This window comes from Ruegeria meonggei (assembly GCF_900172215.1).
GTDB lineage: Bacteria > Pseudomonadota > Alphaproteobacteria > Rhodobacterales > Rhodobacteraceae > Ruegeria > Ruegeria meonggei.
Genome location: NZ_FWFP01000001.1, coordinates 1 through 26,669, shown reverse-complemented (window position 1 = coordinate 26,669; position 26,669 = coordinate 1). Strand labels below are relative to the sequence as shown.

Sequence of the window (26,669 nt, the reverse complement as noted above, 5' to 3'; positions counted from 1 at the left end):
CAGAGGCCGCAGGTAAATGCGGCCTCTGCGTTCGTTCAACGGTCTGTCTTAGTTGGACGTTGGTGTAGACAGTTTTTCCATCACCTGATCCAGGCTAAAGCTGGCCGCTTTCTGGCGTGGCGGGTACTCCTGGAACGTGCTGAGGAAGTTGCCAACATATTGCTGGGCAGGCACCAGGAAATAGACGCGGTCGATCATCCAGTCGTAATAGGTGTTCGACGTGCGGTAGCCACGTTCATACGGGTCACGCCGCAGGTTGATGATGATAGGCACACGCAGTTCAGTAAACGGCTCCATCCACGCGCGCAGCGTGGCCCAGGCTTTCTGCTCGAGGAAGATCAGTTTCCAATCGTCGAAACGCAGTGCCGACAGATCGCCATCGTCGGTGAAATAGAATATCTCACGACGCGGACTGTCGACGGTTTCACCGGTCAAAAGCGGCAGGATGTTGTAGCCATCCAGATGCACCTTATAGTCCCGGCCCATCGCTGGAGAGGAATATCCGGTTTTCAGCTTTTCCTTGATCTCGGCATCACCAGCGACGGCCAGATAAGTCGGCAACCAGTCCATGTGGTGGACGATCTCATTGGTGACCGAGCCGGGCTCGATCTTGCCGGGCCAGCGCACCATTGAAGGGACCCGCCAACCGCCTTCCCAGTTGGTGTTCTTCTCACCCCAGAACGGAGTCGAAGCAGCGTCAGGCCATGTGTTGTAATGCGGGCCGTTGTCGGTCGAGTAATGGACGATTGTGTTATCCGAAATGCCCAATTCATCCAGCAGATCCAGCAGCTGGCCGACCTGAATGTCATGTTCAATCATGCCAGCGGTGTACTCATCCGCCGCACCACCGATCATATCATTCGCCTGTTCGCGCATCTCGTCTTTGACATGTGTGCGGAAATGCATCCGGGTGCCATTCCACCAGACATAGAACGGCGTTCCATTCTCGTTGGCTTGACGAATGAACTCTACTGCGGCTTCCAGTGTTTCTTCATCGACTGTTTCCATCCGCTTTTTGGTCAGCGGACCGGTGTCTTCGATCTCACCACCTGCGGCCGAACGGATCACGCCGCGCGGGCCATAGGCTTCGCGGAAAGTGCGTCCGTCGGGCATGACGGCGTCACCGGGGTAATCCTCGTGCTCGGGTTCTTCTTCAGCGTTCAAGTGGTAAAGATTGCCAAAAAACTGGTCGAATCCGTGGTTGGTCGGCAGATGCTCATCCCGGTCGCCCAGGTGGTTCTTGCCAAATTGGCCGGTGACATAGCCGTGGTCTTTCAGCAGCCCGGCGATGGTTGGGTCTTCGATCTGCATGCCTTCTTTCGCACCCGGAAGGCCGACTTTGGACAGGCCAGTACGGAACACCGATTGCCCCATAATGTAAGAAGAGCGTCCGGCGGTACAGGATTGCTCGCCGTAATAGTCGGTAAAGATCATGCCTTCTTCGGCGACACGGTCGATATTGGGAGTTCGGTAGCCCATCATACCCATCGTGTAAGCAGATATATTGGATTGACCGATGTCATCTCCCCAAATGACAAGAATATTGGGTTTTTGCTCCTGCGCCCAAGCGGGGATGGCAAGGCATGCAGCAAAGGTTGCTGCGGCAATCTTGCCGATCCATTTCGTTGATATCATTTCTGATTGCGACATAGAAAGCTCCTAAAATACTGGGGCCCATCGAGGGCCGCTTTCAAATCGAGAACGGTGTGCCAGCACCGCTGTAAGCTACTGATTCACGTCTAATGTCGTTGATTAAGGCGGATACGATTGTTCCAAAGCCCGAGACAAACCAGCGACGGTTCTCATAACACATACAGAAAATTAAATACATGGTTATGCGAAATAATATAAGTGAATCAGGAACTTTAAGTTGAGCCCGCAGAGGCTCTTTGATCCTCTGTTAGCCGTCCGTCCAGCGACATCAGGATCGCGATAGGGCGTAGCGCGGGTATGTGGCTGAACACGATCAGGATGCAAACCGTCAGTGGTACGCTGAGAAAAGCACCAATCAGACCCCAGATTGTGGTCCAAAATGTCAGGGCCAAAATCACAAGGAAAGTGGACATGTTCAGGGAACGCCCCAGCATGGCCGGGTCCAGGAAATTTCCGATCATGAATTGCAGCGTGCCGCAGCCCAGTACGATGATCAGAAATGGACCGACGCTTTCGAATTGAACCAGCGCGATCATTGCCGGAAAGATGACCGCGATGATCGAACCGATGGAAGGGATGAAGTTCAGCGCAAAGGTCAGAACGGCCCATGTCTCGGCATATTCCAGTCCAAGCACTTTGAAGACCGAATAGCTGATGCAAGCGGTGATCAGGCTGATAAAGGTTTTGACCCCGACATAGCGCTGCAGACTGTTGGTTATCGCATCCAGAATGGCCGCAAACTCGGCCCCGGTTTTTGGGTCGCCCGCCGCCAGTTGAATCTTTTTTCGAAACGCCAACCGCTCGGCCATCAAGAATGCAACGTAGAGGCTGATCAGAAAGAAGTGGTTCAGCAGCGACGTGGCGCTTCCCAGCAAAACCCGTGCCACATAGGACATGTCGATGCTGATCAGATTATCCCTGATGAAAGAGGTCACATCACTGCCGATCAGCCCGGCAATGCGGTTAACGGCCCCATCGAACTGGGCTTCATAGGTATTGATGGATCGCGCAAACTGGGTCGCCTGACTACCCAGTATATACATGATGACAAACAACCCGGCCAAAACAACCGTGACGCCTGCGATATTGGCCAGCCAAACGGGCACACGCGTCAACGAGGTGATACGGTCGCTCAGCGCTATGATCAGAACGTTGATCAACAAAGCAAGGGTCAGCGGAATAAGAAAAGCAGACCCGGCATAGAGCCCGAGCACCATCAGCGTAGCCACAATCGACACGTCCCGCACGACCGGCAGCCGGAGTTTCGCGGTGTTTGCAGTGTCGTTGTTTTCTACATTCATTGGTTGGCCCATTTCAGAGGCTGCCCTTTATGCGGATGCGGCAACAATCAGTATATGCGGATGATCCTGCACAGCCGGGCAGGATTATGCAATGCGGCCAGACGTTTGTATGAGTTTATTTGCCCAATACGCGGATTTGCCGGTTCAGTGGCGCGGACAGGCAGGATAGACTTCGAGGATGAGCGCGCGAGTGATTCCTTCTTTCGGTCGACCGGTTCAGGCGCTTTGGGTGGCAGTTGTCCGCTTTGACGCCAAGAACGGCTTTGTCATGAGCAGCCACGTCGCCATGTCACTTATGCTGGCCCTTTTTCCCTTTGTTCTGTTTACAGTGGCTTTGGCCGGATCGTTATCGCAGGACTATGTAACCAACGAACTGATCGAGCTGATTTTCGGCGCGTGGCCAAAAGACGTCGCTGGTCCGATTGTGGCCGAACTGCGCTCGGTCCTTGCCGAGTCCAGTTCGGGTGTCATCACGCTGGGCGGTTTGCTAGCGGTGTTTTTTGCGTCGAACGGCGTTCTTGCAGTGCGGAAGGCAATGAACCAAGCTTATCACGATCATGACAGTTGGCCGTTCTGGAAAACGCGGCTGTTGTGTTTGGTGCTGGTGATTGTCGGAGGTGTCGCCATCATGATCATCGCGGCAGTTGAAGTGGTGCTGCCTGTCTACACCCAGCTGGTTTCGGAGAAGACGGATGTGAACGTGTCCGAGTGGCTGTCGGTGGATCGCCTGCGCTGGACCTTTACAGTTGCCGTTCCCGCAGGTGTGGTAGTTGTGGCGCATCTGATCCTGCCAACGGGGCGGCACAAGTTGCGGCAGATTCTGCCGGGGGTACTGCTGACGCTTGCTCTTTGGGCTGCTGGCGGATGGGGGTTTTCGGTCTATATCGCACAGTTTGCCACTTACAGCGCGACTTATGCCGGCCTGGCCGGCGTTATGGCAGCATTGATCTTTTTGTACCTGTGTGCCGCGATTTTGATCCTGGGTGCCGAATACAACGGGGCTTTGATGGACCTGCAGAACGAACCGGAAGGCCCCATTGAATGAGGCTTTTGGGATTTGCCTTATGGCTGCTCACTCCTTTAGCCGCTTTAGCTGAACCGCCAGGCTACGTCGGCTCGGACCAATGTACGGATTGCCATGCAGACGCGGCCGAGGCGTGGTCTACGTCGCATCACGCACTGGCGTGGACGCAGATGAGCGCGGGGCATGTGGAGGCGGATTTTGACGGCACGCAGTTCGAACATGACGGGATGTCAGTGACCTTCGGCAAGACCGGCGGCGCGCTTCAGGCAAATATAGTCGAAAAAGATGGCGCAACCACGCTTTATGATGTGCATTCCGTGGTCGGGATCGAACCCCTGCAACAATATCTGTTCGAAACCGAACCCGGGCGGTTACAGAGTTTTGACGTGGTTTGGGACACCGAGAACAAGCGCTGGTATCACCTCTATCCCGATCAGGACCTGCCGCCTGACGACGGGTTGCACTGGACGGGACCATATAAGAACTGGAACGCGCGCTGCGCCGAATGTCACGCCACTGGTTTTGAAAAGAACTATGACGTGCAGACCCGCAGCTATAGCTCGACCCAGGCCGAGATCGGAGTCGGGTGTGAGGCATGCCATGGCCCTGGGTCTGCCCACATAGACTGGACCAAGGGCCAGAACATCGCGGACGACTTGAACGACTTTGGGTTCACCATGAGCTGGGGCAGGGGTCAGACCGAGGCGGAAATCCAGCAATGCGCCGGATGCCATTCCCGGCGCGAGGCGCATCTGGACGGCAACCCACTGCCCGGTACGCCCTATCATGACGCCTATAACCTGGCGGTGCTGCGGCCAGGGTCTTACCATCCCGACGGCCAGATTTTGGACGAGGTATACGTCTACGGCTCGTTCCTGCAATCCAAGATGTATGCGCAGGGTGTTGGCTGCATGAACTGCCACGAACCACACAGCACCGATTTGCGGGCCGAGGGAAACGGTGTCTGCACACAATGCCATTCACCAGCCGCCAATCCGGAATTTCCGACTCTGACAGCCAAGAACTATGACACAACAGATCATCACCACCATCCGGACGGCAGTGCAGGGGCGCAGTGTAAATCTTGCCACATGATCGAGCGGGTTTACATGGGCGTCGATGGGCGGCGCGACCACAGCTTTCGCATTCCACGCCCGGATCTTGGGCTGGGTGAGGATGCGTGCACCGATTGCCACGAAGATCAGGATCAGCCCTGGGCCGCACAACGGATCGAGGGTTGGTATCCCGCGTCCCAACACCGCGGGCCCCATTTCGGAACTGCTTTTCAAGCAGCGGCAATGGGCGCAGCCACCAGCTCCGACGATCTGTTGAGGATAGCGATTGATCAAAATGCAGCAGGTATCGTGCGGGCGACGGCCGCTTATCTGTTGCAACCTTTCGGGTCACCCGACATTGCGGCCCAAACGGCCCCGTTGCTGACGGATGCCGACCCGCTGGTGCGCGCTTATGCGATCCCTTTGCAGGGTCAGGCTGACTTGCCGGACCGGCTGCAGCGCCTGGAGCCTTTGTTATCAGACCCTTTGCGCAACGTGCGCATTTCGGCGGCGAAAGAGTTCCTGTCCATTCCCGGCCAGTCCCTGACGCCCGAACAACAAGCGCTGGCCGGACAGGGGATGGCAGAATGGCAGGGTGCCATTGCCAACCGTCTGGACTTTCCGGAAACACATCTGGTGCTGGGCGGTATGGCTTTGACTTTCCGCAACTCACAGGCGGCCGAACGTGCGTTCCGCGAGGTTGTCTCGCTGGACCCGCAACGGGCCGAGGCTTGGCCGATGCTGGTGCAACTGGTCCAGATCAATCGCGGCAACGCGGCGGCACGAGATGTCTTGCGCGAGGGATTGGAACTGGTGCCGGAGCATCCGGCGCTACTGCAGCTGAGGACCCAGATCGGACCCTGAAACGGCATGGCTTGGCCCGGTTTCGGCCATTATCCTGGCAAAATTACCGGTTATCGCTAGGGCAGTACAGAAATACCGCAATGCCCTTAGGTGACGAATGTCTGACAAACCGATCCATACATCGCAGCTGCAGCGCCCGTTGTCATTGAATCAGCGGATTGCTGATCTTCAGGCCAAAAAGCCGGAATACATCAACCATGGTGAGGCACTTTTACTGCAGCGCATGGCGGAAAATTCGTTGCGAGAACAGTTTTTGACCGGGGACCGGATTTCCTTCAACGACTAATCTCAGCCGCGGAACCCGGTGGCGACCACAAATTTTTCGGAACTGTCCGAGCGCGACGCAGGCGGCTTTACGTTGGCCACCTTGTCGAATTTCTGTTTCAGTAGCTTTTGCAGGTCGCCCTCAGCACCCCCGGCCAAAACTTTGGCGACAAACGTCCCGCCTTCCTCCAGAACGTCAAAAGCAAAGTAAGCCGCTGTCTCGCACAAGGCCATGATCCGCAAGTGGTCGGTTTGTTTGTGCCCGGATGCCGAGGCTGCCATGTCCGACATTACCACCTCGGCCTTGCCGCCAAGCCAGTCCTTCACCTTCTGATCCGCGTAATCTTCCATGAAATCCAGCACATATGTGTCGGCACCTGCAACGGGCTCGACCTCTTGCAGGTCAATGCCCAGAACGGTGCCGACGCGCTTGCCGGGCCGTTCGCCCAGCGCGTTGACGCGTTTTACGGCGACCTGACACCAGCCACCGGGCGCACAGCCCAAATCGACCACGCGAGCGCCGGGGACAAGAAAGCGAAACTTATCGTCCAGCTCCAATATCTTATAGGCCGCTCGCCCGCGATAACCGTCCACCTGCGCACGCTTGACGTAAGGATCGTTCAACTGCCGTTCAAGCCAGCGGGTTGAACTGAGCGTGCGCCCACGCGCGGTCTTGACCTTTACTTTCAGGTCGCGTTGCCCTCGGCCAGAAGTGTTTTTGCCTGTGGGTGTTTTCGCCATTGGGTCGCTTTCAGTCTGGATTGTGTTCGGGGCTGTTCATCGGATGCCCGTTTCGGTCCCGGACACCCCCGTGATACCGCCAGTGATTGACCGCAAGCAAGGCCTACTGTCGTGTCCCGGCTCTATGTAAGTCGATTTCGAGTTGAGATAGGCCCTTATCACTGGGTCATGACCTGCGGGTGTCGTCGAAAATCTGCGTCCGGAAGGTATCGAGACCATTTTTGATTTCGATCTGCCGAACGGGATACGTCAGCCCAAGGGGTCCCGACATCAGAAGGGCCCGTCTTCCAAAACGCCATTCGCGCTCATTTGTGCGTAGAGCAATCCCTCACGCAGTCCACGGTCGGCCACCGATAACCGATCCGTAGGCCAGCACCGCAGTAATGCCTGCAAAATCGCCGAGCCCGACATTATCAAGGCCTGACGATCATCACCGATCCGTGGATCCCGACGCCGTCCCACCGGGCCCAGTTCCAGATAACCGCGGATGACTTTGTCAATCTGATCGCTGGTCATACGCAGACCGTCCACCTTGGTCCGGTCGTACCGTTTCAGCCCAAGATGCGACGCGGCCACGGTTGTAACAGTGCCGCTTGTGCCAACGATCTGGAAACCCTCGCGTGCCTGCACGTCTTTATAGGGGGCAAAATCGGCTAGGTTTTCTTCGAAAAACCAGCTCATCAAGGCAAAGCGGGCCGAGTCGTCCTCGACATCGTTGAACTGATCCCGCAGCGTGGCAACGCCCAGCGGAACGCTGATCCAGTCGACCACCTTAGCTGCCGGAAAAGGGCTTTCGGCAGTATGGAATCCGTTGTGCAATCGCATGATCGCGGCTGGCCGGTCGCGGCGCGGAACGGATGAGATGTCAATCCACACCAGCTCGGTCGAGCCGCCGCCGATATCCACCACCAGCAATTGTTCGGTTTTGGTCGACACCAACGGCGCGCAAGAGATCACGGCCAGACGGGCTTCTTCCTCGGGCTGGATGATCTCAAGCGTCAATCCGGTTTCGCGCTTTACCTGGCGAATGAAATCGCGTGAGTTGCGGGCGCGTCGACAGGCTTCGGTTGCGACCAGACGCATCCGTTTGACCTTGTTGCGCTTCAGTTTTTGCTGGCAAATCCGCAACGCCTGAATGGTGCGCGCCATTGAAGACCGTGACAGTCGTCCGGTCCGTTCCAAGCCTGCACCCAATTGCACAGACTTCGAGAAACTGTCTACCACATGGAACCCGCTACCCTTGGGCTGGGCTATCAACATGCGACAGCTATTGGTTCCCAAATCCAGAGCCGCATACAACGCATCTGGATCGGGTCTTGCCGGCGCGGGGCTTTCGACCGCCTTCGGGAGCGCGCCCGCACCTTTGGGACGCTTGGGCGCCATCTTAACGCCCTCCGATATTTCAAGTTACCCCGACCATAGGTCGCGCAATTGTCTCGTGCAAGATGCTCATTAAAGTGATGAGCATTTTGATATGCGCATTCTGCGGCGACTAAGGTACAAGCCCGGTAATCCATCGGGGCAAAAAGGTCGCTGGAAATACGCCTTGTGTCGAAAATCGACCGACGCAAGCCCACATTGAGGTCTAGAACCGATCCATCTGGTTAGGAGGAATCATAGGCGATGCCTGACGTAACTATCGTTTACTGGCGCGACATTCCCGCCCAAGTCATCGTTGGCAAAGGCCGACGCGGCGCAAAGCGGCAATTGGAAGAGCGGTTCGAGCAAGCCATCGACCGGGCTGCAATGAAAGTAAATGCCAAAGACAGTGACGCCTATCTGGCCGAATGGCGCAAGGCTGCCCCTTTTGCAATTGACGGCGACCCGTCCGAAATTGCCGAGGCCGAGGCCGTGCGTCTGGAGACGGAATATGATCAGGACCGCATCAAGGCGCTGATCGCTAATGACGGTTGGGCATGAGCCCCAAATCTTTATGGGAGGCCGCAATGGCTTTGCTGAACTTCAAGAAACGCGATGCGGTCGAAAACGGACCGGTGAACCCGACCGTCGAAGCCTTTTTGCGGGGCTATTCGATCGAGGTGATGCCGCGCACCGCCGAAAAGGTCGAGGATTTCCGCGCGCTGCTGCCCGAAGGCACCCGCGTCTACATCGCCCATATCGAGGGCACGCCCATCGAGGACATGGTGAAAACCGCCAAGCGGATCGCGGCCGAGGGTTACCCGGTGATGCCGCATTTCCCGGCCCGGATCATCAACGATGCCGCCACGCTGGAAAACTGGATTTCCATGTATCAGGGTGAGGCCGGTGTAGATCAGGCATTGCTGCTGGCCGGTGGCGTGGCCAAACCGCATGGGGATTTTGACAGCTCGATGCAGATGTTGGAAAGCGGTCTGTTCGACAAGGCAGGCTTCAAGCGCCTGCATGTGGCAGGTCACCCCGAGGGCAACAAGGATATTGATCCGGACGGTTCGACCAAGAACGTTGATAACGCACTGCGCTGGAAACAGAAGTTCTCCGAGAGTACCGACGCGGAAATGGCACTGGCCACGCAGTTCGCGTTTGACGCTAAGCCAATCATAGCCTGGGCGGACAGCCTGAAAGAAGCCGGGATCGACATTCCGGTGCATATCGGCATCGCCGGCCCGGCCAAACTGCAGACGCTAATCAAATTCGCCATTGCCTGTGGCGTTGGTCCGTCGCTGAAGGTGCTGCAGAAACGCGCCATGGATGTGTCAAAGCTGTTGTTGCCCTACGAGCCGACCGACGTGATCACCGAACTGGCCAACCACAAGGCAGCGAACCCGGATTTCAACATCACCAACGTTCACTTCTTCCCACTTGGCGGCATCAAGACCAACGCCAATTGGGCCATCAATAACGGCGGTGCTTCGGCGCAGCCTGTAAACTCCTAAGGAACGGACATGACCCGTACAGTCGTAGAATCAAAAACAAAAACTGCCGTTCTGGGCTTTGACGAACCGTTCTGCGTGATTGGCGAACGGATCAATCCCACCGGTCGCAAAAAGCTGGCGGCCGAACTGGAGGCCGGCGATTTCTCGACCGTTGAGAAAGACGCGATTGCGCAGGTTGCTGCAGGCGCGACCGTTCTGGATATCAATGCGGGCGTTGTCTACAACTCAAACCCCAACCCAAATGAAACCGAACCGCCGCTGATGCGTAAGATCGTTGAGATGGTGCAAGGGTTGGTGGATGTGCCACTCTGCGTGGATTCCTCGGTTCCTGGCGCGCTGGAAGCCGGCCTTGAGGCGGCTGAAGGGCGTCCGTTGCTGAACTCTGTGACAGGCGAAGAAGATCGTCTGGAACTGGTTCTGCCACTGGTCAAGAAATACAACGTGCCGGTTGTTGCGATCTCGAACGACGATACCGGGATATCTGAGGACCCTGATGTGCGGTTCGAAGTGGCCAAGAAGATCGTTGAACGTGCCGCTGATTTCGGAATCCCTGCGCATGACATCGTGGTCGATCCACTGGTTATGCCGATTGGCGCGATGGCGACTGCAGGTCTGCAGGTCTTTGCCCTGGTTCGTCGCCTTCGGGAAGAGCTGGGTGTGAATACCACATGTGGCGCATCCAACGTTTCGTTCGGCCTGCCGAACCGTCATGGTATCAACAACGCCTTCCTGCCTATGGCGATGGGGGCGGGTATGACCTCGGCGATCATGAACCCTGTGGCACTGCCGGTTGGTCCAAAGAAACTGGCAGAGAAAAAGGCCGAAGTCGAAGCTAAAGGCATCATTCTGCCTGCGGATATGGACGATGAAACCTTCTGCCAACTGTTCGGAGTGGGCTCGACCATGCCGCGTGCTGGCAAAGAGATGGAGGCCATCCGCGCCGCCAATCTGCTGACCAACAACGACCCGCACGGAGGCGCCTGGATCAAGTTCAACAAAGCCCCCAGTGAAGCCGGGGCCGAAGGGGCCGGAGGTGGCCGTCGCGGCGGGGGTCGCCGTCGTCGCGCCTGATCACTTTAGCACTACAAACCGAGGCCGGGCCAAGCGCCCGGCCTTTTTCGTTTTGACACTGATCAAAGTCAAAACCCGCAGGAGTTGCGACACTTACCGGACCCTCGCAGCAAGGTTCAGGTGCAGTGATGAGCAAACACCACCCTCCGAAACTGGCAGATGCCGACCTCAGTAAACGGCTGGCAAAACATGAATATTTCAGCCAACTGGCTGAATTTCAGGCGCAATTAACGCTGATCCAGCAGGCATTTCTATTCCACGGAATCAAGGGTGTACTGGTGTTTGAAGGTTGGGATGCCGCAGGAAAGGGCGGAACGATCCGCCGGATCAGCCAAGCACTGGACCCGCGCAGCTTCAAGGTCTGGCCGATAGGAGCACCCCGCAACTACTATCTGAACCGTCACTACTTGCTGCGGTTTTGGGAAAGATTACCACCTGACGGGGCCATTTCAGCGTTCGACCGCAGTTGGTATGGCCGGGTTCTGGTGGAACGGTTGGAAAAATTCACACCCGAAGAGCGTTGGCGTGCGGCCTATCGAGAGATCAGCGATTTCGAGAGGATGTTGGTCGATGACGGAACCCGCCTTGTGAAGCTGTTCTTCCACATCTCTCCGGAAGAGCAGATGAAACGGTTCTCAGAGCGTTTGCGCAACCCTCTTAAACGCTGGAAGCTGACCTATGAGGATTTCCGCAATCGCGAGCGTTGGGCGGATGCCGAAGTGGCGGTGGAAGAAATGCTGTCGCGTACTTCGACCGAAACCGCGCCCTGGTATGTGATTCCTGCCAATAACAAAAAATATGCACGAATCAAGGCGATGCGCGCGATTGTGGATGTGTTTTCAAAGGACATGGACCTTAACCCACAACACTTGGATCAGCGTACTTTGGATGCGGCCAGCCAGGCCTTGGAACTGGACCGCGCTCTGATCGACGGCTTGCGCGCGCGAACGGAATAGCGGGCCTGATGGGTGCTACTTTTGGGCAAAAGACGCTTGAAGTCGATTAAGGCAGAATGCTATCCACAGCAGCGCGGCGGGTATGATGTAATGGTAGCCTGTCAGCTTCCCAAGCTGAACGCGCGGGTTCGATTCCCGCTACCCGCTCCAATCACTCGGATCGACGAGCCTGAAACAGGTTGATGACGGCTGGAATGTACAGGTCTGCGCCGGTTTGGAATTGACGGAACTCTTCGGCGACGGTGGACTGGATCGCCTGAACGTCTTGCTCATCCCCTTCAAAATGGTCGATCACGCGGGCAGCGGGACCGACACGAGTACACAAGGTTGCCGTCCCATCAGCGCCATCAACACTGGCCAGTCCCACCGGGACTGCTTCGGCCTGGATGTCTGACAGTCCGGCTTTGGCCATCATGCCGGTAACATGATCGATATCGTGAAATGCCAGTGGACCGGGCGCATAGCGATCTACACGCGGGGGTTGGCCCAGTCGCGACACCGCAGCGACATGGGGCACGCGAAACCATGGGTTATCGGCCAGGGGTCCCCACGCGGCAAACGTCATTTGTCCACCAAGCCTTAGGGCCTTGGCAATATTGACAAATGCGGCCACGGAATCGCTGAAGAACATGACACCAAACCGAGAGATTGTGGCATCCATTTGCGCAGGCGGAAACTCAAAAGTCTGGGCATCCGCGTGTTGGAAACTGATATTGCTTTGACCAGCCTCCGCCGAGCGGGCAGCCGCGCGATCCAAAAAAGGTTGCGAGATATCAACGGCCAGAATGCGCCCCTCTGCACCAACTTGACCGGCTGCTGACAGCGTGCTGACACCCGTACCGCAGCCAATATCCAGTACGCTCTGACCGCCGGATAAGCCTGCGCGATCCAGAACCAGATCCAGAACAGGTGCCAACGCATGATCCAGTTGATCTTCGTAGGTCAGCCATTTGGCACCGTTTTCGGATTTGCCCCAGAACTCTGCCTGCTCGTAATTCGCTGATTGCATGTCGGCCTCCTGTGAATGGGGCGACTATGACCGTCTGCGTCGACGGCGACCAGAGCCTTCGTCGCCACCACCGGTGTTGAAGGACGGCGCGGGCAGGGTGACCACCTGCGCCAGTTCCGGGAACGGGTCGGTTTTATGGGGGATCGCGTTGGCGGCCACGAAATGATCCTGGAACTTGGGCTCGATCGCGGTTTCAACCTTGGTGATCTGGCGCACTATGCGTTCGATTTCCGCCCGGGCAGTGATATTGCACAGCGCGATCCGGGCACCGGTTCCGGCGGCGTTACCCGCGCTTGAGACCTTGTCCAGCGGCGCGTCAGGGATCATCCCCAGAACCATTGCGTGTTTGGTCGATATATGGGCACCAAACGCCCCGGCCAGAACGACACGATCCACGGTGTCGACTGCCATCTCATCCATCAGCAGCCGCGCACCGGCATAGAGCGCCGATTTGGCCAGTTGAATGGCGCGGATGTCGCCTTGGGTGACGGTGATACGCGGGCCACCTTCGGCACTGGCATCGTGGATCAGGTAGGAATGGGTGCGCCCTTCGGGGATACAGCGCGGCGTGCCGGTTTGTTCTGCCGACCCAATCAAGCCGCTTTCGTCCAACAGACCGGCGATGCGCATCTCTGCCACCGCTTCGATGATCCCCGAGCCACAAATGCCGGTAATGCCCGTTGTTGCAACGACCTGATCGAAGCCCTCTTCGTTCGACCATTTCTCGGACCCGATGACACGAAAACGAGGCTCCTTGGTGACCGGGTCGATTTCTATCCGCTCAATCGCGCCGGGCGCCGCCCGCTGGCCTGAACTGATTTGAGCGCCCTCAAAGGCCGGTCCTGTAGGCGAGGAACAGGCCAGCACCCGGCTGGTGTTGCCCAGCAGAATTTCGGCGTTCGTACCGACATCGACGATCAGCACAAGGTCTTCGGACTTTCCCGGTTCCTCGGACAGCGCCACAGCCGCACAATCGGCCCCCACATGGCCCGCGATACAGGGCAGGATATAGACCTGTGCCCGCGGGTTCATTTTGGTCAACTCCATCTCTCGTGCGGGCAGGGACATGCTTTCAGAGGTAGCCAGCGCAAAGGGTGCCTGTCCCAATTCAACCGGATCCAGCCCTAGCAACAGGTGGTGCATGACCGGGTTGCAGACGAATACAGTCTCGACGATCAGGGCGGCGTCAATCCCGGCCTCTTCGGCAATTGAGGTGGTCAGGTCGTTAATCGCCTCGCGCACGGCGCGAGTCATCTCTTGATCACCGCCGGGGTTCATCATCGCGTAAGACACCCGGCTCATCAGGTCTTCGCCAAAGCGGATCTGCGGGTTCATCAGGCCCGAAGACGCCTTGACCTCACCCGTGTCCAGATCGGTCAAGTGCGCGGCTATGGTGGTCGATCCTAGGTCGATTGCCAGACCGTACAGCCCGTCTTCGTGCAGGCCGGGCCAGATTTCGACGACTTGCGCGACCTCGTCCTTGTGACCTCTGTGAACGGCAACTGTGACTTCCCATTTCCCCTTGCGCAGAACCGGTTGCAGCTTGGACATCAACGACAGATCTGCGGTGATCGCGTCGATCTGCCATTGTTCACGCAGGGCACGCTCCAGCCGCTCAAGATCGCCGGTGGGAGAGTGCATGTCCGGTTCCTCTACCACGACAAAATACAACCGCGTTGCCGGATCCATGGTAATGGACCGCGCGGCGGCAGCCTTGCGCACGACCTGGCGGTGAACCTGGCTTTCGGGGGGCACATCGATCACCACGTCACCCTGAACCGTCGCCTGACAACCCAGACGACGCCCCGGTTTCAGGCCACGTTTGTCGTCATAGCGCTGTTCGACCGCGTTCCATTCGCTCAGCGCGCCCTCGGATACCGTGACGCCGTGTTTGGGGAACTCACCATAGCTGGGTGTGATCTGACATTTCGAGCATATGCCGCGCCCGCCACAGACCGAATCCAGATCAACCCCCAACTGCCGGGCTGCAGTCAGAACCGGAGTGCCGAGGGGGAAATGCCCGCGTTTGCCCGACGGGGTAAAGACAACAAGGGGATCGGTGGTCATAATTTGCCTGCCTTTTGTATTCGCGCCTATGTCGCGCAAGATATGGGTTTGTGCGCAAAGGGAAAGGCCATTCCGCGGCACGTTTTGTGCGCGTTGCGTCGTTTTTCACCGCGGCATCGGCCCGCAATCGAAAACTAGTTTAGGTCAGGGGCTTTTCCTTAGCTTGAATCCATGTAATAGGGTCACCGCCAAACGGGCTTTTGCATGGGGTTAACAGATGCAGATTCGTGAGGCACTCACCTTTGACGACGTTCTCCTGGTTCCGGGCGCATCTTCTGTGCTTCCGGCAACGGCGGATACAACCACGCGCGTGACGCGGGAAATCACCATGAACATCCCGCTGCTCAGCTCGGCGATGGACACGGTGACCGAGGCGCGCATGGCCATTGCCATGGCGCAAGCCGGCGGAATTGGCGTTGTTCACAAAAACCTGACGGTGGATGAACAGGCCCGCGAAGTGCGCCGGGTCAAACGGTTTGAATCCGGTATTGTCTATAACCCTGTGACACTGCGGGTGGATCAGACGTTGGCTGACGCCAACGCGCTGGTACAGCGCTATAACTTCACTGGCTTCCCGGTGGTTGACGAACAGGGGCGCGTCGTTGGCATTTTGACCAACCGTGATATGCGCTTTGCAACCTCGGATGATACACCGGTTCACGCGATGATGACTTCGGACAATCTGGCGATGCTGCAGGAACCTGCCGATCTGGAAGAAGCCAAAAGCCTGATGAGAGCCCGTCGCATCGAAAAGCTGCTGGTGGTTGATGGTGGCGGAAAGCTGACCGGTCTTTTGACGTTGAAAGACACAGAACAGGCCGTCCTGAACCCAACCGCGTGCAAAGACCGGCTGGGACGTTTGCGCGTCGCGGCCGCGACCTCAGTCGGCGATGCCGGGTTTGAACGGTCCGAGCAGTTGGTGGATTCCGGCGTGGACATCATTGTGGTCGATACCGCACATGGGCATTCGCAGGGCGTTCTGGATGCGGTTTCACGGGTCAAGACCTTGTCGAATGAGGTTCAGATCATCGCGGGCAACGTAGCCACGGGTGAGGCGACCAAAGCACTGATCGACGCGGGTGCGGATGCGATCAAGGTGGGGATCGGGCCGGGCTCGATCTGTACCACTCGGATGGTTGCTGGTGTCGGTGTGCCGCAGCTGACGGCGATCATGGATTGCGCCACAGCTGCAGGGGATGTGCCGGTGATTGCGGATGGTGGCATCAAATTCTCGGGCGATTTTGCCAAGGCGATTGCGGCGGGTGCGTCCTGTGCCATGGTTGGCTCGATGATTGCGGGTACCGACGAAAGCCCGGGTGAGGTGATTTTGTATCAGGGCCGTTCGTTCAAATCCTATCGCGGCATGGGCAGCCTTGGCGCGATGGCGCGCGGCTCGGCGGATCGCTATTTCCAGAAGGATGCCGCCAGCGACAAGCTGGTGCCCGAAGGGATCGAGGGGCAGGTGCCTTACAAAGGATCTGCCAGCGCCGTGGTTCACCAACTGGTCGGCGGCCTGCGTGCAGCCATGGGCTATACCGGCTGTGCAACCGTTGAAGAGATGCGCAGGAACTGCAACTTTGTGAAAATCACCGGTGCGGGGCTGAAAGAAAGCCATGTGCATGATGTGCAGATTACACGTGAAAGCCCGAACTACCGGGTCATGTAACTCAGACTATCGCCTTGTGCGGCGCCCCGACCGGGGCGCCGTTTGCGTTTCTTTTAGCAGGATCGGATCGTGCAATGACCCCCGCCGCGCGTGTTCAGGCGTCGATTGAAATCCTTGATGACATTCTGGCTGGGGTGCCCGCCGAAAAAGCCCTGACCGGGTGGGCCCGCCGCAGCCGCTATGCCGGGTCCAAGGACAGGGCGGCGGTGCGTGACCATGTGTTTGCTGCGCTCCGGTGCCAGCGATCCTATGCAGCGCTGGGTGGATCACAGACAGGGCGCGGCCTGATGATCGGAGCGCAGCGCGCGGCCGGTACAGACCTCAACGCTGTGTTCACCGGTGACCGTCATGCGCCCGCGACTGTGTCCGGGGATGAGGAAGGTCGCGCCTTTGCAGGCGACGCTGAGCAATATGATATCCCTGAATGGCTGTGGCCTCGATTCCAAATGTCTTTGGGCGATCAGGCGATCCCGGTTGCGCAAGCGTTGCAAAACCGGGCGCCGGTTCATCTGCGGGTCAATCTGATCAAGACTGATATCGCCGGGGCAATTGCTGCGCTTGAGGCTGACGGCATTCAGGCGCAGGTGCATCCTGCCTGTGACACTGCACTCGAAGTGAGCGAAGGCGCGCGTATGATCGCACAGAGCAGCGCTTATGCTAATGGCCTGGTTGAGCTTCAGGATGCCGCCAGCCAGGCCGTTGTCGCTGCGCTGGAATTGCACCCGGGCTTGCGGGTTCTGGACTATTGCGCGGGTGGTGGGGGCAAGTCTCTGGCCCTGGCAGCGCATCCGGGTTTAGAGGTTTTTGCCCATGATGTGAACGCGGCCAGGTTGCGGGACCTCCCCGTAAGGGCTGGGCGCGCAGGGGCCAAAGTTACGGTCCTGACAACGGATGAAGCGACAAGGCAGCCGCCTTTTGACGTGGTGCTAGTGGATGCACCCTGCTCAGGCAGTGGGTCTTGGCGGCGTGCGCCTGCCGGCAAATGGGCCCTGACCGAAGCCCGCCTGCAAGAGCTTACGACCATTCAATTCAACATTCTGAACCAGTTGTCGCCTCTCGTCGCGCCAGGTGGTGTTCTGGCCTATGCGACCTGCTCGATGCTGGCCGACGAAAATGGTGCTGTTGTTGACGGCTTTTTGCATTCCAACACGGATTGGCGCGAGAGTTTTCGCAAAACGTGGCTGGTATCACACGGCACAGACGGTTTCTTTACGGCACACTTGACGCGATAGCGCGTCAAGTCGTAGCAACTTTAAGGAGAGTGTTTAGCTTTTTTTAAGCTGGCATTAACCTTGTTTGGGCTCATTTGAGAAAAGCCCACTAATTTGAGTTGTTTATGTCTGACACCGCAGAAATTGCTATTGATCCCTCCTATAAAAAAGCACCATCTGGTTTACGATTTGCCGCCCTTGTTGCGCTGGGGATGATTCTCAGTTTGACGCCCGTTGCAAAGATCTTACCGCAGGCCTGGAACACGGGGCTTCTGGTCGCAGGTATTTCTCTGCTGGCCACGGCGTTTCTGGTGGTGCTACGGGGCCAGATCTCCGATTTTTCGTCACGCCAGTCCGTTAGGTCCATGGCCGTATTTACTGAGCAAGATTTGTTCCCCTCTCTGATCGCAACTGCGCAGGGGGATGTTCTGGCCTGCAATGGGCAGGCACGAACACAACTTCACACGCGTCCGGGTCTTCGCCTTGAGCAATGTCTGAAAACACTGTTTGCGAACCCGCCCGCCATTTTGCTGCGTCTGCAATCGTTGGCCGAGATTTACGGCAAGGCGCGCGAAGATATCGTGACCGTTGGGTCCACTGTTCCAGTTACAGTATTTAGCGTTGGAAACGGCCTGTTTTGCTGGTGGTTTCACATGGACACCCCCGGACAGTGGGATGATGTCGCCTTTCCTGTCGTGACCGAGGGCCGAAATGGAGCGATCCTGCGGGTGAACGCCGCAGCCGAGAATCTTTTGGGGTTCAGGCCAGACAACCTGAAAGAGGTGTTTCAGACCGAACCCGGTGGCGAAAGTGCGTTTCTTCAGGCCCAAACCGCGACCGAGCAAGTATCGGCCGTGGTGAGTGAGATCAGCCGCTCGGGCACTATGCGGGACCTGCTTGTTCTTCCGTTGGCTGTTTCAGGGCCAAGCGCAAGCGGCGCGTCATTTGCCGATCTGCCCGTTCCGATCATGTGTGTGTCCCCCGAAGGCAGCATCGTCGAGGCCAACCGGCTGGCCGCCAAACTGATCGGGGACATTCAGCCGGGAGAAACCAATCTCGATCAGATCATGGAGGGGTTGGGATACCCCATTCTGGACTGGCTGCAGCGTACCGCAGCGGGCGAACCTGCGATGCGGTCCGAGTTTCTGCGCCTGACGCGTCAGGACAAGGAAGTGTTCGTGCAGGTCACGCTGAACCGGGTGATCAACCACGGGCAGACAACTCTGATTGCCGTTCTGAATGATGCGACTGAGCTGAAGACACTTGAGGCACAGTTCGTTCAGGGACAGAAAATGCAAGCAGTCGGGCAACTGGCGGGCGGTGTTGCGCATGATTTCAACAACCTGCTAACGGCGATTTCCGGTCACTGTGATCTGTTGTTGCTGCGGCACGATCAGAACGACCCAAATTACGGTGACCTGGTGCAAATCAATCAGAATGCCAACCGGGCGGCTGCTTTGGTCAGCCAGTTGCTGGCCTTCTCGCGCAAACAAACATTGCGGCCAGAGGTGTTGGACCTGCGGGACACGATTTCTGACTTGATCCATCTGTTGAACCGGCTGGTAGGCGAGAAAGTGCGCCTGATCCTCAGCCACGATCCGGTGCTCAAACCGGTGCGCGCGGACAAGCGACAGTTGGAGCAGGTGTTCATGAACCTCGTCGTTAACGCGCGGGACGCTATGCCGGATGGTGGCGAAGTGCGGATCGAGACTGAGGTGGTGATCTTGGCCCAACCCATATCGCGCGACCGCGCAACGGTTCAGCCCGGAGAATACGTGACCGTAAAGGTGATCGACAGCGGAGTTGGTATCCCTGCAGACAAGCTGCAAAAGGTGTTTGAGCCCTTCTACACCACCAAAAGAACTGGCGAGGGCACAGGGCTGGGCCTGTCGACTGTCTATGGTATCGTCAAGCAGACTGGCGGCTTTATTTTTGTTGACAGCTTGCAGGGTCACGGAACCGAATTCACAGTGTATCTGCCGGTGTCCACAGCTCCTCAGGAACCCGCACCCACAGAAGTGGCTGCGGCGGAAATTCCAAGCGCCCGTCAGGGCGAGGGTGTTGTTTTGCTGGTTGAAGACGAAGCGCCTGTGCGGGCCTTTGCGACACGTGCCCTACGGCTAAAAGGGTATACCGTGCTCGAGGCGGAATCGGCAGAAGAGGCGTTGCGCCTGCTTGAGGACGGGGAGCTGAACGTGGACGCGTTTGTCACGGATGTGGTCATGCCCGGTATGGACGGCCCAACCTGGGTGCGCAAAGCGATGGAGACGCGGCCCGATGTCCGGGTGATCTTCATGTCCGGATACACCGAAGGCGCCTTCGGTGACTCCGGGCCGCAAGTTGTAAACTCGACCTTTTTGCCGAAACCCTTTTCGCTGAACCAACTGACTGAGGCGGTCTTTCAGCAGCTAAATTGACAGCTAAAGCGCCGCGTCGTGGCAGGTAAACTCTGCTGCGTGACGTTTGCGAAAGGCCCGCTCGGTCCGGGGTGTCAGCGACAGGTCCCGCTGGGGTGAGACGTTTTCCTGCTGGAGATCGATCTGCATGTTCAGCCGGTCCTGCAGGAATGCCAGTATCTTGTCCTGGTTTTCGTATTTGAAGACATGGCTCGCGCCGGCGCCATTGCTGCGGGTACGGAAAAACTGGCTTTGGCTGCCGACATCCGCGAAGTCCGGGCGTGGATTTTGCATATAGGCCTGAACGAATTCGTCAAAGCTCAGATCGTGGGTGGAATGCGGATGCCCGATCCGATCTGGCCTGCTGCGGAATCGATACCAACTGCCCAGCCAGTCGATGGGCTCGCGCACCACAGCCATGATTTCCATTTCGGTGTCGTGCATTTTGCGAAAGATGTTTTGAAAAAACCGATCATATCGCCGCACGGGGGCATGTTTCAGATCCGGCGGACCTGTAACCACAAAGTCAGCCCGGTCGCGCAGGGCCGAGTGGTAGGCCGTGCTGCCTGTCTTGGGAACGGCAAGAAACGCAAGGCGTTCCTTATAAAAAACAAGCATTTATCAGCCCCTCGGCGAACTTTTTTACAGGTGCAGCTTGGCGTAAACGACTCTTTAACACAATTGCCCAACAGTAAGTATTGTAAGTTTTAGTTGAAATGTTCTCTTTTTGGTCCCATAAGGAACAAGAGGCGAACAAAGCAGCGATTGCCGCCCGTTCAAGGGTGTGACAAAAGGGAAGGCGACAGGACAATGGCGGATCTTCTGACGATGAGCGACAAGAAAAACGCAGATAAGCAAAAGGCGCTCGACAGCGCCTTGGCCCAGATTGAACGCCAGTTCGGCAAGGGCTCGATCATGAAGCTGGGCGAAGACTCCAAGCAGGATATCGAGGCCAGCTCGACCGGGTCTTTGGGCTTGGATATCGCGCTGGGGATCGGCGGCTTGCCGATGGGCCGGATTGTTGAGATTTACGGCCCCGAGAGCTCGGGCAAGACAACGCTGACCCTGCATTGCATTGCCGAGCAGCAAAAACGCGGTGGTGTCTGTGCCTTTGTGGACGCGGAACACGCGTTGGACCCGCAATATGCACGTAAACTGGGCGTGGATCTGGATGAGCTTCTGATCTCGCAACCCGACACAGGTGAACAAGCGCTTGAGATTACCGATACGCTGGTGCGCTCGGGTGCGGTGAACATGGTTGTGGTCGACTCGGTTGCGGCGCTGACACCCAAATCCGAGCTGGAAGGCGACATGGGCGACAGTAGTGTCGGTGTGCAGGCCCGATTGATGAGCCAGGCGATGCGTAAACTGACCGGCTCAATCAGCCGTTCGAAATGTATGGTTGTTTTCATCAACCAGATTCGGATGAAGATTGGTGTGATGTTTGGCAGCCCAGAAACCACAACCGGTGGTAACGCGCTGAAATTCTACAGCTCGGTCCGTCTGGACATTCGCCGCATCGGCGCAATTAAGGATCGTGACGAGGTGGTTGGAAACCAAACCCGCGTCAAGGTCGTCAAAAACAAGGTGGCGCCGCCGTTCAAGCAGGTTGAATTTGACATCATGTATGGCGAAGGCATCTCGAAGATGGGTGAGCTTCTGGATCTGGGCGTCAAGGCTGGTGTGGTCGAGAAGTCCGGGTCGTGGTTCAGCTACGGTGACGAACGGATCGGGCAGGGGCGTGAGAACGCCAAGCAGTATCTTCGTGACAACAGCCGAGCCGCGCTTGAGATCGAAGACAAAATTCGCGCCGCACATGGGTTGGAATTCGACATGCCGCCAGGCGCGGCCGAGGATGACGATATCCTTGAGGCCTAACTCATAGTTACAAACCCTGTGGTTACTTGCGGGGGCCCAGAAAAATCAATGCAGGGCGGTCCATCCGGGCCGCCTTGTTTTTGTTGGGCCGCCCTTCCTTGAACGACCCACCTAATTCTATCCTTTTGCTGAGTTGCCAATCCTGTGGACTATCCTTGGGGACAAGGATAAACCCGTCTCAGAACAAGATTATTGCGCGCTGAGAGAGCCCCATGCCCACGCTGAACGATATCCGATCCACTTTTCTGAACTACTTTGACAAGCAGGGGCACGAAGTGGTGGCGTCCAGCCCTCTGGTCCCGCGCAACGACCCGACGCTGATGTTCGTGAACTCGGGCATGGTGCAATTCAAGAACCTGTTCACCGGGGTTGAGACCCGCGACTACCAGCGTGCCACGACGGCACAAAAATGTGTGCGTGCAGGCGGCAAGCATAACGACCTGGACAACGTTGGGTACACTGCACGGCACCACACATTTTTTGAAATGTTGGGGAATTTTTCCTTCGGCGACTACTTCAAGCCCGAGGCGATCCCCTTTGCCTGGGAGTTGATCACCAAAGAATTTGGGATCGACAAGAACCGGTTGCTGGCCACGGTGTATCACACTGATGAAGAGGCGTTCGAGATCTGGAAGAAGGTTGGCGTGCCCGAGGACCGGATCATCCGCATCGCCACCAGCGACAATTTCTGGCAGATGGGCCCGACAGGCCCCTGCGGCCCGTGTACCGAGATATTCTATGACCATGGCGATCACATCTGGGGTGGGCCTCCGGGCTCACCCGAGGAAGATGGTGACCGGTTCATCGAGATCTGGAACATCGTTTTCATGCAGAACGAACAGTTCGAAGATGGCTCGATGGTCAAATTGGATATGCAGTCGATCGACACCGGCATGGGGCTGGAACGGATCGGCGCGCTGCTGCAGGGCAGCCATGACAACTATGACACCGACCTGTTCAAAACGCTGATTGAAGCGTCGGCAAATGCCACCAATGTCGATCCGTATGGCGATCAAAACGTGCATCACCGGGTGATCGCGGATCACCTGCGTTCTACGTCTTTCCTGATTGCGGATGGGGTGATGCCATCGAACGATGGGCGCGGATATGTTCTGCGCCGGATCATGCGGCGCGCAATGCGCCATGCGCATCTGTTGGGCGCGAAGGACCCGGTCATGCACCGTCTGGTCCCTACGTTGGTGCAATTGATGGGCGCGCAGTATTCCGAACTGGGTCAGGCACAGGCTTTGATCGAGGAAACCTTGCTGTTAGAGGAAACCCGGTTCAAGCAGACCTTGGATCGCGGGTTGAAGCTGTTGGATGACGAGGTTGCAAACCTGCCCGAGGGTGCGGCTCTGGACGGGGATGCCGCCTTCAAACTTTATGATACCTACGGCTTTCCGTTGGACTTGACGCAAGATGCACTGCGGGAAAAAGGCCGGATCGTGGACACGGACGGTTTTGACGCCGCCATGGCCGAACAAAAGGCCAAAGCCCGCGCGGCCTGGTCAGGATCGGGTGAAGCTGCGGACCTGGTGGTTTGGTTTGACGTGCTTGATACAGCCGGAGCTACGGATTTTCTGGGGTACGACACTGAAAAAGCCGAAGGGCAGGTGGCGGCTGTGGTCGTGGATGGCGCCCTGGTCGATCAGATCGAAGCAGGTGGAAGCGGTTGGGTCGTCGTGAACCAGACCCCGTTCTATGCCGAGGCCGGCGGTCAGATTGGTGATACCGGTGAGATTCGCCGCCTGGACGAACGCAATGATGTTGCGCGGGTCGAAGACACCCGAAAATTTGCCGAGGGCAAAGTCTATGCCCATAAGGTCACAGTCGATCACGGTACATTGTCCAAGGGCGACGCGGTAGAGCTTGAGGTTGATCATACCCGCCGCACGGCCATTCGGGCCAACCACTCGGCAACGCACCTGCTGCATGAAGCGCTGCGTGAAACGCTTGGAGATCATGTCGCTCAGCGCGGCTCGCTGAACGCCTCCGACCGGTTGCGCTTTGATTTTAGCCATTCCAAGGCGCTTAGCACGGAAGAAATTCAGAAGGTCGAGCGTGAGGTGAATGACTTCATCCGCCAGAATTCCTCGGTAGAGACCCGCATTATGACACCGGATGATGCTCGTGAGCTCGGCGCTCAGGCGTTGTTTGGTGAGAAATATGGCGATGAGGTCCGGGTTGTGTCGATGGGCAAGGCGCCCACTGGTAAGGGCCAGGATGGTGAGACCTGGTCGATCGAACTCTGCGGCGGCACCCATGTGCGTCAGACCGGCGACATTGGGACATTTGTTGTTCTGGGCGACAGCGCCAGCAGCGCGGGCGTGCGCCGCATCGAAGCTTTGACCGGGGATGAGGCGTTCCGTCACCTGTCCACGCAGGACCAACGTCTGAGCCAGATCGCGACCGAATTGAAGGCACAGCCTGATGACGTGGTCAGCCGTGTCAAATCGCTGATGGATGAACGCAAATCGCTGCAAAACGAAGTGGCACAGCTGCGCCGTGATTTGGCGATGGCTGGCGGATCGGGACAGGGCGGAGCTGAGGCGCGTGACGTTAACGGCATCCCCTTTCTGGCGCAGGCCCTGACCGGGGTGTCAGGCAAGGACCTGCCCGCATTGATCGACGAACACAAAAGCCGTTTGGGATCGGGCGCAGTTCTGTTGATCGCGGATGCCGGCGGCAAGGCCGCTGTTGCAGCGGGCGTGACATCTGATCTGACCGGGAAGGTATCTGCCGTTGATTTGGTTCGCGCCGCTGTGGTCGAGCTGGGCGGTAAAGGCGGTGGTGGTCGTCCTGATATGGCTCAGGGTGGCGGTCGAGACGCGACTAATTCCGAAGCGGCGATCAAAGCCGCTGAACACGTGTTGGGAGGATAAAATGGCAGCACTTTGGATTGCCCATGTGACGGTAACGGATACGGAAGCCTACGCAAAGTATGCCGAGTTGGCTGGCCCTGCGATTGCCAAGCACGGCGGCGCGTTCATCGCCCGCGCGGCGCGCTATGTTCAGCTTGAGGGAAAAGAGCGTCCCCGCAATGTCGTCGCGCGTTTTCCGTCCGTCGACGCAGCGGTCGAATGCTATGAATCCCCCGAGTACCAGCAGGCGCTGGACCACGCGCGTGGCGCAAGTGAGCGTGAATTGGTGGTTGTAGAGATCACCGAATAGAATCAAACTGACCACTCGAGCCCTACTTTGGGTTGAGTGGGCGGATTTCAGCCAATGGTAGAGCCGGGTAACCTGACAGGTTGCTCGGTTTTTGGCTTACTAAGCCAACTTGATATTTTTCAGTCGGTTACGGCTGGATGTGAATGTTGAATTTCATGCTTTCACCCATAGATTGTGGCAGCCGCCTCTCAATTCTTGCCAGAAATGGACATATTGACGGACGAATTTCTGCCTCTTTTCGATTGCAATTTCGCTATTGATTGCAGAAACGACACCGTCCATCGATATTTAACCACATCGGAATACGGTCCGTGTTGTCCGCAATCGAACGGATAAAAACGAGATCGAGGGATGGGTATGAACTCAATTAGCATTGACCTAAGAGCTGTAACGGCTCGGTCGGCAACGATTTTTGGTCGCGCGATCGGTGTATTTGCTTTGGTTTTGGCATCGATGGCCATTAGTTCCGAAGCTACTGCTACCGAAGGTAAGTTTATCCCAAGTGCCTACGCATCGCCGCCGCCATCGGGCGCGCGTCAGTTGTGCCGTCAATACAATTGGGCCTGCTCAAACAAAGTGTCGGTTTCATTGTCTAACAGGCAAGAGATGCAGATTATTAAGCGGGTCAATCGACAGGTTAACGCGACCACGCGGTCAGTGACGGATCAGTCTCAGTACCGAACAACTGAGCGGTGGGCTTTGCCTACGTCGCAAGGCGGTGATTGCGAAGATTTTGCCTTGTTGAAGAAAAGAGATCTGATCAGAGCGGGTGTCGACCCCAGCAAACTGCTGATCGCAACTGTTCTTGATACAAAACGAAACTCTCATGCGGTTTTGGTCTACCGGTCAGCAGGCGGAGATTTGGTTCTGGACAACCTGACCAACCAGATCAAACCCTGGTCTGCTACTCGGTATTTGTTCCTGCGGATGCAGAATCCGCGAAAGCCTAGCGTGTGGGTTGGGATTTACGGACGAAGCTGACGAACGTCTCAGATCGAGGCTTTTAAGGGTCCGAATTGGGCTAGACTACCTGAAAAGGGCGACTTAACAGTCGCCCTTTGTCTTTGCAGATTGGGTAGGTGCCAAACCTGGCACTGGCATAGCCACCCAAAAGAGTTGGTCGTTTAGAACGTGCCGCCGCTGCCCGGACCACCAGCGTTTCCGCCGCCGTTGCCACCGCCACCGGTACTACCCGATCCACCAGTGTTGCCACCGCCATTGCTTCCGCCGTTGCCAGTTCCGGGGCCGGAGCCACCGGTATTGCCGCCGCCATTGCCACTGTTTCCGGCGTTACCGTTGCCGTTTCCAGGTCCACCATTGTTACCGCCGTTGCCGTTGCCGGTGTTGCCACCGCCGCCATTGTTGCCGCCGTTGCCATTGCCGGTGTTGCCACCGCCGCCATTGTTGCCGCCGTTGCCGTTTCCGCTATTGCCACCGCTGCCGTTGTTGCCGCCGTTGCCGTTGCCGCT

Annotated in this window: 22 protein-coding genes and 1 tRNA gene; 15 read left to right on the top strand and 8 right to left on the bottom strand. The window is 57.3% G+C overall.

What is annotated here, in order from left to right; all coding sequences use genetic code 11:
* Nucleotides 1-48: 48 nt before the first annotated feature.
* Together RUM8411_RS00115 and RUM8411_RS00110 are read right to left on the bottom strand one after the other, a co-directional pair.
* Entirely contained in the window at nt 49-1,635 is a 1,587-nt protein-coding gene (locus tag RUM8411_RS00115) for an arylsulfatase (RefSeq protein WP_370738028.1), read from the bottom strand.
* 230 nt (nt 1,636-1,865) lie between these two features.
* Nucleotides 1,866-2,954 carry an AI-2E family transporter gene (locus tag RUM8411_RS00110; RefSeq protein ID WP_085820616.1) on the bottom strand — a complete coding sequence of 363 codons (1,089 nt, stop codon included), beginning with the start codon at nt 2,952-2,954 and terminating at the stop codon, nt 1,866-1,868.
* 178 nt (nt 2,955-3,132) lie between these two features.
* Here RUM8411_RS00110 and RUM8411_RS00105 point away from each other — a divergent pair, with 178 nt between their 5' ends.
* The 3 genes from RUM8411_RS00105 (at nt 3,133) to RUM8411_RS00095 (ending at nt 6,183) form a co-directional block, all read left to right on the top strand.
* Nucleotides 3,133-3,999: a YihY/virulence factor BrkB family protein gene (locus RUM8411_RS00105; protein WP_085820615.1), complete on the top strand. Its 867-nt coding sequence runs from the start codon at nt 3,133-3,135 to the stop codon at nt 3,997-3,999.
* Nucleotides 3,996-5,897 carry a multiheme c-type cytochrome gene (locus RUM8411_RS00100; RefSeq protein ID WP_085820614.1) on the top strand — a complete coding sequence of 634 codons (1,902 nt, stop codon included), beginning with the start codon at nt 3,996-3,998 and terminating at the stop codon, nt 5,895-5,897. Before RUM8411_RS00105 ends, RUM8411_RS00100 begins: the two co-directional genes overlap by 4 nt.
* Nucleotides 5,898-5,994: 97 nt before the next feature.
* Nucleotides 5,995-6,183: a hypothetical protein gene (locus RUM8411_RS00095; protein WP_085820613.1), complete on the top strand. Its 189-nt coding sequence runs from the start codon at nt 5,995-5,997 to the stop codon at nt 6,181-6,183.
* A gap of 2 nt (nt 6,184-6,185) precedes the next feature.
* On the opposite strand, the gene RUM8411_RS00090 is transcribed toward RUM8411_RS00095, so the two are convergent.
* On the bottom strand, nt 6,186-6,902 hold the full coding sequence (locus RUM8411_RS00090; protein ID WP_085820612.1) for an RlmE family RNA methyltransferase: 717 nt from the start codon (nt 6,900-6,902) through the stop codon (nt 6,186-6,188).
* Between the two features lie 270 nt (nt 6,903-7,172).
* A complete protein-coding gene (locus RUM8411_RS00085; RefSeq protein WP_085820611.1) occupies nt 7,173-8,285 on the bottom strand; it encodes a Ppx/GppA phosphatase family protein in 1,113 nt (370 codons plus the stop codon).
* A 240-nt stretch (nt 8,286-8,525) separates the two neighbouring features.
* Between RUM8411_RS00085 and RUM8411_RS00080 the strand changes: the two genes are divergently transcribed.
* The 5 genes from RUM8411_RS00080 (at nt 8,526) to RUM8411_RS00060 (ending at nt 11,952) form a co-directional block, all read left to right on the top strand.
* Nucleotides 8,526-8,822 carry a virulence factor gene (locus RUM8411_RS00080; RefSeq protein ID WP_085820610.1) on the top strand — a complete coding sequence of 99 codons (297 nt, stop codon included), beginning with the start codon at nt 8,526-8,528 and terminating at the stop codon, nt 8,820-8,822.
* A 26-nt stretch (nt 8,823-8,848) separates the two neighbouring features.
* Nucleotides 8,849-9,775 carry a methylenetetrahydrofolate reductase gene (locus tag RUM8411_RS00075; RefSeq protein WP_085820609.1) on the top strand — a complete coding sequence of 309 codons (927 nt, stop codon included), beginning with the start codon at nt 8,849-8,851 and terminating at the stop codon, nt 9,773-9,775.
* Nucleotides 9,776-9,784: 9 nt separating this feature from the next.
* Nucleotides 9,785-10,846 (top strand): methyltetrahydrofolate cobalamin methyltransferase, encoded by a 1,062-nt coding sequence (locus RUM8411_RS00070; RefSeq protein WP_085820608.1) that lies wholly within the window; start codon nt 9,785-9,787, stop codon nt 10,844-10,846.
* 128 nt (nt 10,847-10,974) lie between these two features.
* A complete protein-coding gene (locus RUM8411_RS00065; RefSeq protein WP_085820607.1) occupies nt 10,975-11,802 on the top strand; it encodes a polyphosphate kinase 2 family protein in 828 nt (275 codons plus the stop codon).
* Between the two features lie 76 nt (nt 11,803-11,878).
* A tRNA-Gly gene (locus RUM8411_RS00060) sits at nt 11,879-11,952 on the top strand.
* A gap of 1 nt (nt 11,953) precedes the next feature.
* On the opposite strand, the gene RUM8411_RS00055 is transcribed toward RUM8411_RS00060, so the two are convergent.
* Nucleotides 11,954-12,811: a class I SAM-dependent methyltransferase gene (locus RUM8411_RS00055; RefSeq protein WP_085820606.1), complete on the bottom strand. Its 858-nt coding sequence runs from the start codon at nt 12,809-12,811 to the stop codon at nt 11,954-11,956.
* 24 nt (nt 12,812-12,835) lie between these two features.
* Entirely contained in the window at nt 12,836-14,878 is a 2,043-nt protein-coding gene (locus tag RUM8411_RS00050) for an ASKHA domain-containing protein (RefSeq protein ID WP_085820605.1), read from the bottom strand.
* 217 nt (nt 14,879-15,095) lie between these two features.
* Here RUM8411_RS00050 and guaB point away from each other — a divergent pair, with 217 nt between their 5' ends.
* From guaB to RUM8411_RS00035, 3 genes are all read left to right on the top strand, one after another.
* Nucleotides 15,096-16,544 (top strand): IMP dehydrogenase, encoded by a 1,449-nt coding sequence (gene guaB, locus RUM8411_RS00045; RefSeq protein ID WP_085820604.1) that lies wholly within the window; start codon nt 15,096-15,098, stop codon nt 16,542-16,544.
* Between the two features lie 74 nt (nt 16,545-16,618).
* The gene (locus tag RUM8411_RS00040) at nt 16,619-17,776 is read left to right on the top strand and encodes an RsmB/NOP family class I SAM-dependent RNA methyltransferase (protein WP_085820603.1); all 1,158 of its coding nucleotides are present in this window, start codon (nt 16,619-16,621) and stop codon (nt 17,774-17,776) included.
* Nucleotides 17,777-17,880: 104 nt separating this feature from the next.
* Nucleotides 17,881-20,172 (top strand): hybrid sensor histidine kinase/response regulator, encoded by a 2,292-nt coding sequence (locus RUM8411_RS00035; protein ID WP_085820602.1) that lies wholly within the window; start codon nt 17,881-17,883, stop codon nt 20,170-20,172.
* A 3-nt stretch (nt 20,173-20,175) separates the two neighbouring features.
* Here the strand turns inward: RUM8411_RS00035 and RUM8411_RS00030 are convergent, their stop codons facing one another.
* The gene (locus tag RUM8411_RS00030) at nt 20,176-20,769 is read right to left on the bottom strand and encodes a sulfotransferase family 2 domain-containing protein (protein ID WP_085820601.1); all 594 of its coding nucleotides are present in this window, start codon (nt 20,767-20,769) and stop codon (nt 20,176-20,178) included.
* 192 nt (nt 20,770-20,961) lie between these two features.
* Between RUM8411_RS00030 and recA the strand changes: the two genes are divergently transcribed.
* The 4 genes from recA to RUM8411_RS00010 all read left to right on the top strand — a co-directional run bounded on the left by recA (nt 20,962) and on the right by RUM8411_RS00010 (nt 26,181).
* A complete protein-coding gene (gene recA, locus RUM8411_RS00025) occupies nt 20,962-22,029 on the top strand; it encodes a recombinase RecA (protein WP_085820600.1) in 1,068 nt (355 codons plus the stop codon).
* A gap of 212 nt (nt 22,030-22,241) precedes the next feature.
* Complete coding sequence (gene alaS, locus RUM8411_RS00020; RefSeq protein WP_085820599.1) at nt 22,242-24,911, top strand: alanine--tRNA ligase; 2,670 nt, start codon at nt 22,242-22,244, stop codon at nt 24,909-24,911.
* A 1-nt stretch (nt 24,912) separates the two neighbouring features.
* Nucleotides 24,913-25,200 (top strand): DUF1330 domain-containing protein, encoded by a 288-nt coding sequence (locus RUM8411_RS00015; protein ID WP_085820598.1) that lies wholly within the window; start codon nt 24,913-24,915, stop codon nt 25,198-25,200.
* Between the two features lie 351 nt (nt 25,201-25,551).
* Nucleotides 25,552-26,181, top strand: a complete 630-nt coding sequence (locus RUM8411_RS00010) for a transglutaminase-like cysteine peptidase (protein WP_234995101.1) — start codon at nt 25,552-25,554, stop codon at nt 26,179-26,181.
* A 143-nt stretch (nt 26,182-26,324) separates the two neighbouring features.
* Here the strand turns inward: RUM8411_RS00010 and RUM8411_RS22660 are convergent.
* Nucleotides 26,325-26,669: hypothetical protein (locus tag RUM8411_RS22660; RefSeq protein WP_200818514.1), on the bottom strand; the 345-nt coding region annotated here is incomplete at its 5' end.